Annotated in this window: 7 protein-coding genes; all 7 read right to left on the reverse strand. The window is 33.8% G+C overall.

Annotation, left to right across the window (positions count from 1 at the left end; genetic code table 11):
* Positions 1–808 precede the first annotated feature (808 nt).
* The gene (locus F6K40_RS37005) at positions 809–1,708 is read right to left on the reverse strand and encodes a hypothetical protein (RefSeq protein ID WP_293144224.1); all 900 of its coding nucleotides are present in this window, start codon (positions 1,706–1,708) and stop codon (positions 809–811) included.
* Positions 1,709–2,116: 408 nt separating this feature from the next.
* Positions 2,117–2,914 carry a hypothetical protein gene (locus F6K40_RS37010; RefSeq protein WP_293144227.1) on the reverse strand — a complete coding sequence of 266 codons (798 nt, stop codon included), beginning with the start codon at positions 2,912–2,914 and terminating at the stop codon, positions 2,117–2,119.
* A 414-nt stretch (positions 2,915–3,328) separates the two neighbouring features.
* Complete coding sequence (locus F6K40_RS37015) at positions 3,329–3,472, reverse strand: hypothetical protein (RefSeq protein WP_293144230.1); 144 nt, start codon at positions 3,470–3,472, stop codon at positions 3,329–3,331.
* Between the two features lie 277 nt (positions 3,473–3,749).
* The gene (locus F6K40_RS37020) at positions 3,750–3,977 is read right to left on the reverse strand and encodes a hypothetical protein (RefSeq protein WP_293144232.1); all 228 of its coding nucleotides are present in this window, start codon (positions 3,975–3,977) and stop codon (positions 3,750–3,752) included.
* Between the two features lie 177 nt (positions 3,978–4,154).
* Positions 4,155–4,628, reverse strand: a complete 474-nt coding sequence (locus F6K40_RS37025) for a hypothetical protein (RefSeq protein WP_293144234.1) — start codon at positions 4,626–4,628, stop codon at positions 4,155–4,157.
* Positions 4,629–4,975: 347 nt separating this feature from the next.
* A complete protein-coding gene (locus F6K40_RS37030; protein WP_293144236.1) occupies positions 4,976–6,220 on the reverse strand; it encodes an urease accessory protein UreH domain-containing protein in 1,245 nt (414 codons plus the stop codon).
* Positions 6,221–6,597: 377 nt separating this feature from the next.
* Positions 6,598–7,338, reverse strand: a complete 741-nt coding sequence (locus tag F6K40_RS37035; protein WP_293144238.1) for a hypothetical protein — start codon at positions 7,336–7,338, stop codon at positions 6,598–6,600.
* Positions 7,339–7,952: the final 614 nt, after the last annotated feature.

The following is a 7,952-nucleotide window of genomic DNA, read 5'->3' on the forward strand; positions in this document are numbered from 1 at the left end:
GCCGGGGTGCTTCAGAAAATGAATTTATACTTGCTCTTGACGCAATAAAAGAGAAATTTCACTACTCGCCTTTACTGCCTGGGTGCTTCAGAAAATGAATTTATGCTTGCTCTTGACGCAATAAAAGCAAAATTTCACTACTCGCCTCTACTGCCTGGGTGCTTCAGAAAATGAATTTATGCTTGCTCTTGACGCAATAAAAGCAAAATTTCACTACTCACCTCTGCTGAGGGAAGTAAGGGAGAATTTTTCAATCTTTTTTCTGTATTGCCTCTATTCCACTCCCAACTCGTAACTCAAAAATTTAATCGCAAGCAAAGATACTAAATAGCTTCTAGAAAATCCTGTTAGAGACTGTTTGTCAAATAAGTATTAAGAGAGCATAACTTGTGATGTGAATCTAAAAGCGGTAATAATTCAAGAGATTGAAAGAAGGTAGATAAAGAAGTATTCAGTACATATATTCCGAGACTTTTTAAGCGACAAATATTTATGTTGATTTCTTCCTCCCTATTCCCTATTCCCTATTCCCTGTTCCCTGTTCCGTGTTTTAAAAATTCATACTATTCAAATCCTTTCTAAATTCTAAATTATGACTCTTTAGCTATGCGATAACTAATTACCCATATTCTATATAATTGCCCTCTTTTCCTAAAATTATCCCAAACATTAGTTAACCTTACTTATTATTTATTACTCATTACTTCATAACTAAAGTATTGAGGTAGTACAGCATTCTTTTAAATATTTACTCCTTCTTCCTTCTCTCCTCTTCCTTTTTCCTTCTTCTGCCTTTCACAAAGTAATATTAATCTTTATCTAATTCTAAATTCCGCTGACCAGTACAAATCCAATATATGGGAGAAACCAAACCAAAAGGTCGCCATTTTTTCGAGTCTTCCAATACAGATGCTACCCCACCACGACCGCGATAAATTTGCTGAGAATTGGGTTTAAAATATTTATTTCCAGTCACACCAAAAGCAGAAGTTGTAAAATATTCCACATTTCCCATTCCCAAATCTTGCCAAGATTCTAACCTTTTAAAAATAATAGGAAACCGTGCTTCTGCCAAAAATTTTGGTCTATGTCTATTTCCCCATAAATCTGCTAATTCACACTTAGTTAATACCAGAGCAATTCGTCGTTTTTGACCTAAAATATCCCCCCCTGCTAATGCTACTAAAAGTTTATCAACTCCTCTGGCATATTCTAAATCTTTGCGATGAGTTGTACCGTCAATCATTAACATAATTCCTGTAGCTGGAAAACAATCATTTAAGTAGTCCCGGAGTAACTGACAATCTGTTTCCTGAAGTACATCACTGAAAAATTCTCCAGAATAATCCTTGCAGCTAATATCTAAATTTAAAACAGTATTTGAGCGACTAAAATTATCTGATTTTTTGAGAACAATCCTCAAACTATAATCCTTAATTTCCAGCACATCATTAGCTAAACGAGTTTGTTCAATTTGTAATCCTTTTTCTATCAAATTTTGTGCCTGCTTAATTAAATATTCTCCATCTTTATTAGCTGAAATAACTAACTCAACCGGACTAGAGAAATCGGCATTTGGCCACCTAGCTAAAGCAGCCATATAAGTCGTTTTTCCAGCAGCGCGATCGCCTATTACTCGTAAAACCCCAGAGTAATTTTCTGGTTTTAAATTCTGATTAATTTTCGGTTTGAATATAGATTTTAACATTAGTTTTTACTGATAACTGAAATTACTTTGCCAATGGAAAATCTTGATAATTGATAATTAATAATGATGCAAATTTTAAACTTTGAGTAACAAGCAAACTTTGGGAATACAAAAAGTATTCAATTGTCAGCTTTCAGCTATTAACCTTCAGCTTTTCCTGCGGAATGCTACGCAAACAGCAATAGTATCTAAACTTTAAGGAAGAACTTGAAATGAATATAGTTTTTAGCCTTTAAAGTCAGCTTTTATAGCAAGATTCAATTTGCTTCAATCCTCAATTAATAAAGCTTTTATCTCAAACTAAAATAAATGCCTGATAGCTGTTAGCTAACTGCTGAATGCTTACCTTCAATTTAGTACAAAAGTTAGCAATCAAATAATTATTAATTATTAATTATCCATTGTCCATTAATGAACTAACCAATACAAAGGAGAAACAATTCCATGAGGTTTCCATTTCAAAGGTTCCCTTAAAATAGAGTGAGGACTGCCTAATTCATCTGTACGATTTGGGCGGGGGTCATTTCGATGTAAAACACCAAAAGTAGATATAGCATAAAACCGTAAATTTTGTTCAGGAAGACGCCTTTTTAAAATGTTTCTTGTTCTAGGTAAATGAACTTGAAAAATATCTAATTCTGGGTCAAGACGACCAGGCCATATTTCTCCTCTTTCACATTTACTCATTGCTATAGCTAGACGTAAATCTTGAGAGCGATCGCGACCGTCCATTAAGTCAATAAACTTTTCCATTACGTTACTATAAAATAAGTCACTTCCTGGTTCCCATTTATGAAGTAAAATTAGACAACCAAGATTATCTTTAATCAGACATTCATCGAGAAATTCTTGATGCAAAGGATTAGAAATTCCACCTTGTAATTCATTAAAAACTTCCCCTGGATAATCTCGGACTACCAGATTAATTTCTTCTGGTTTTCGTTGCCACCAATGTTTGATTTCTATGTGAAAAGAATACAAAGGTAAATCGTAGAAACTTTTAATTCTAATTCCATCAATAATAGTAGGTTCTAAAGAAGCACCATTCAGAATAATATTTTCAGCTTTATTAGCCAAATTTTTAGCATCATTAGTAATAGCTGTAATTTGAAAATTAGGATTAGTTTTTTCCGGCCAATAAGCTAATCCTGCCAAATAAGTTGTTTTTCCTGCGCCAGTAGGTCCGATAATACAAATATTCCCCATTTTTTTTGATTAATTCTCTAAATTTTCAAGATTTAATTTCCCTTAATTCATCAAGCTTTTATCTAAAATTAAAATAAATAGCTGATAGCTGACTGCTTACAAAAAATCAGTATTATATTTGAAGAAATCATTGTATAAATTAGACATCTCCAAAAATCAAAATTCAAATCAATTCTTATTCATAAATTATCAATTATTCTTCCCTGTTCCCTGTTCCCTGTTTCCTCTTTTCTGGAGATGTCTATAAATTCAGCAATACATTATTTTTTTAGGATAGTCCGACCAAACTAAAATCCGCATTTATCGGTAATTCAAACCAGTTTTTTCTGATAGTCTTTTTGAGAAAAACGTTACTTCCAAATTTTCAATTTCATTTGTTTTCGGGTTTAAACGAGCAATAACTCCATACTCAATTTATGCTGATTCTTGTTCTGGATATGGAGTACATTTATTGATATAAAAAATATCTCCAATACGGTCATATTCCAAAGTTAATTTCGAGTCCATATAATTTCTCATTGAGTAATTTTGGTTGTGAGATAAATGGAATAATGACATTTTTATTATCACGCTTGAGACTTGATATATAATGCTAACCAAAACTTGCTCTAGCTGACAATAACAGAGGGAATTTTTACCCTTCATTAATATGCTCAGACTACCAATACCTACGAAATAATTCCCCAGGATAATCTATCCAATCTACAGGAATTTTAGCGAAAAATTCTGGTTTAAAGCCTCCCCTTGGATAGGGGATAATAAATAAAAATTTTCATTATTAGTCAATCCTCTTCTTTTCAACAATGAATAATTATTAATTATTCATTATTCATTATTAATTGTTGAATAATACCAATAGGCAGCTAACCTCCACATTTAAAGAACGTTTTTTAATATTTTGAGTCGGTTTAGTCGTACCATCTAAATTCAGTAAATTTGCCTGAATATTTTGATAATTTTGATTGACCAAAGAAACCTTAATATAGTTTCCTTGGGTACTGGCTAATTCTAATGCTAAATGAGTTTTTCCCACGGCGCGATCGCCTATATAAACTACTCCCATTTTTTTCAGTTATCAGTTATCAGTTATCAGTTATCAGTTATTAATTACAACATATTTCGGGCTAATTATTTATAAGGTGTGAATGGTACAATTATTATAGTGCGGGCATCTTGCCCGCTAGATGTCTACCTCAAGGATACCAAAAATTGGTATCAATTATCCATTATCAATTATTAATTATCCACCACTAACAGTCACAGAATAATTAAATTTAAAAGGTTTAAAGCTTTTTCCATCTTTGGCGCTCCCAATAATTTCTAAATCATAAACACCTGCTTTTGGAAAAATAATTTCTACTCCTGGTATATCTTGATATTGTTCAGCATCAATCCCTTTTAATGCTGGATTAATTATCGGTTTACTTTCAGGATTACGGGGTTCAGTAAAAACATTTAACTGGCAATTACATTCACTAAAAGGAATAGTTTTACCACCTTTACGAGTCAGAGAAAACCAAGCTAAAGAAGACTTTCCAACTTTCGGATTATGATTAGGCGTAATGTGAAAAGTACAAGCTACCTCTTCAGAAACTTCTACATTATGAGCATAAGTAGGAATTAATTTATTTTGCATTTTATGATTAATTATTTCTGCTTTTGCACCAACAGAAAACGCCAAAGTTAACAATAAAAGTTTGAGGTTGATTTTCATTATATTTTACTCCAAAAAAACAATTTATATTTATTAATTTTACACCAGATTCAGTGATTACAGTGGTTTTCATTTCAGTAGACCACAGTAGGGACGTTCCATGGAACCTCCCTACTGGGTTTTTGTTGTGACGTGAGGTCATCAAGAAAGAAAAGCGCTGTAATGTGGTATAATTGATATCATCTCTGTTAGTATCATCTGAATTTATAATTCTATCTATAACAGGACTTACGCAAAAAAGGAAATTATACACCATCTGTAGGGGCGTTACGAAGTATGCGAAGCAAACGGCCGTTCGCCCCTACTAGATGTGGTGGTTTTGCGCAAATCCTGTATAACTTCAATATTCAATCTCGCCACCTCCCTATCTCCGTTGGTGGTGGAGCATAATATTTATCTAAAGAAAATAAAGACCAAAAACGACGCGATCGCATAACCAATACAATCAATATTACTACTCCCAAAAAAACAGTCCGTAACTGATTTTCGATCTTCCATTCCAAAGAACCCAAATAGTGAGAACCCATTGCCACCGCATGAACTCCAGATAAGACAAACGCTGGTACGCTCAATAAATGTAACCTTCGCCACCACCGACCAAAATATTTCACTGCTTCATCAAAACTGGTCAACGCTAATGGCAACATTAATCCCAGACTAACAAAACCACTCCATATTGCTAACTGATGTTGAGGCAACATAAAGAAAACTGCCTGGATATTCCAATTTAAACTGTGGTCTAACATTCGCCCTGTGTGCGCCATTGATAACACAAACGCTCCGACACCCAAAGCACGACGATAACGTAGAGGTTGCTTCCAAAAGCGACTTACCGGACGCGCCACCAATGCTAAAATCAAACAAAATATTGCAGCATGACCAGTATAGTCAACCATATCACCATTGCGCATGACTACCATGATACCAACAAAAATACTCACCCAACCCGCCATTTGAAATAGTTGACTGCGTTTATCTGCGCTCAAAAAAGATGTCAACATTCCCACTCCTAACATTGAGGGTAATGTTCCTAAACCAAAGGCAAACATACTCGCTCCACCTAACCAAATATTGCTAGTTTCTGCCGCTTTTATTTGAGCAGCATATAGAAAACCGCATGGCATCAAACCCCAAACTAATCCTAGTAAAGCAGGAGTCCACCATTTGTTTTCCATGGAAAGGTTAACCATGACTGCACTTAAGCGGTTATGTAAGTTGCTTTTTTTCAAAGGATGAAATATTGGTAAATTTGGTAATAGTTGCGGTTGCACTTTTGCCAGACCAAACCAGATCAGCATTAAACCTGTAATTATTGCTAACCACCGTCGCAGATCACTGTCAATACCTGCTAAATGACCGCTTGCCACTAATACAGAACCTAGCGCCCCAATACCTGCACCTGTCAAAGTGTAGCTACAGAGGCGACCAAAGTTAAGTAGGGTATGAAATTGAAATTGACGCCATTTGTTAGAGGAAATTGGAGATTTTGTGGAAAGAGAGAAACTTGCAGTCAGGGGACCACACATTCCGACGCAGTGACCAAAACTGCCGAAAAATCCTAAAGTTGTTAATAATAATAGTTCTAGTAGCACGTTTTTTTTAGGGGTAATTTTAATTGAAAGTTAGAAAAAGGAGAAAGTTATAAATCAAATATAGCAGTATAAAATGATGTTTGAAAAAAAACTTTAACAGGGTCATTTCAGTTATCAGTACCTCTGCAATAAGGAGGCTTGACATAAGGAATGTTCTTTTTTTTATCCCCTTAAAAGAGGAGGTTTTAGACCACAATTTTTCGGTAAGCTCATCTTAATTGGTATAATATCATATTCGGATAATCAGTTATAAAAAAATCTTTTCCCTTTGAACTAATATTCCCTTCTGCCACCCCCCCCTTTCAAAGGCTAGGGGGGATGCCTTCTGCCTTCCTTTTTTACTTTTAGAAAAGCTTACCCTGCTAATAGCTGAATACTTACAAATAACTTGCCAAATATATCCAAGGTAATTCTAATAAACTACGATAATAAATACTGGTAATAAAACATCGAACTGACAAACCAGAACGACTTTTATTGATTTTTTCTAACTCCGATTTTACTGGTTGAAAATAATTATTAACAACATAATTATGACGTTGTAGCCAATTCAAAGGAGAGCCATGAGGCAAATAATTTAACTTTGAAATTTCCTGTTCAATTTCACAATTAATTAAATCAGCTTTATGCAAACAAATTACAATCCGTCGTGCTTGAGAACAATCATAAATAAAAAACTCAGCCCAACGATTAAATCTATTACACCATTGTTGCTGAGTAACATAATTTTCCGATTCAATATGAGGCTGTAAAATTTCTCTATAGGGAGGAACAATTAAAAAAATTCCTTCACTTTTACCCACCATTTCTTTAAAGTTTTCCCATTCATTAATATGCTCAGATTGCCACGACCTACGAAATAATTCTCCAGGAGAATCTATCCAATCCACAGCAATTTTACTAATACCAATAGGCAACCTAACCTCCACATTTAAAGAACGCTTTTCAATAGTTTGAGTCGGTTTAGTCGTACCATCTAAATTCAGCAAATTTGCCCGGAGATTTTGATAATTTTGATTAGCCAGAAAAACCCGAACATAATTTCCTTGGGGACTGGTTAATTCTAATGCTAAATGAGTTTTTCCCACGGCGCGATCGCCTATATAAACTACTCCCATTTCAGTTATCAATTATTACTTATTAGTTATCAGAGATTATGTATCAATTCTAGTAGTTTTGGCATTATAAATCTTTATGGACTGCTTGATTAAAAAAATGATAACCTTGTAGAGAGGTTGTATGCAACATCCCTACTTTGTTAATCTGTTTTCACGTTTGTCTAATTTTTTTAATTAAGTAGGGGCGATTTCCGTTTGTCATGCTCCTAATTACGCGAATCGCCCCTACAAATAAAATTGAATTATTTCTCAAAAATATTCTGTAGCCAAGTTAGTCTAAATCTGTTCAGTTATCAGTTATCAGCACCTCAAGCTGAACCAGAGGTAATTATTAATTATTAATTATTAATTATTAATTATTAATTATTAATTATTAATTATCCATCCCATTATTTGTCTAAGATTAATGGGATTTTTTCTGGAGGTAAAATAACTACTTTTCCATCTTCCCAAATAGCAATATAATCTCCTAATTTTCGGTGTATTTCTAAAGCTTCAGCAATAGCTTTATTGATACCTTTAATAACTTTTTATGACAATAATTTAGAAAGTTAATTTGATTTTGGCATATTTCACGTTTTTATTTTGGAATTTAGTTTAGCATACTCTTTTCC

The sequence above is a fragment of the Okeania sp. SIO3I5 genome, assembly GCF_010672085.1.
In the GTDB taxonomy this organism is placed as follows: domain Bacteria; phylum Cyanobacteriota; class Cyanobacteriia; order Cyanobacteriales; family Microcoleaceae; genus Trichodesmium.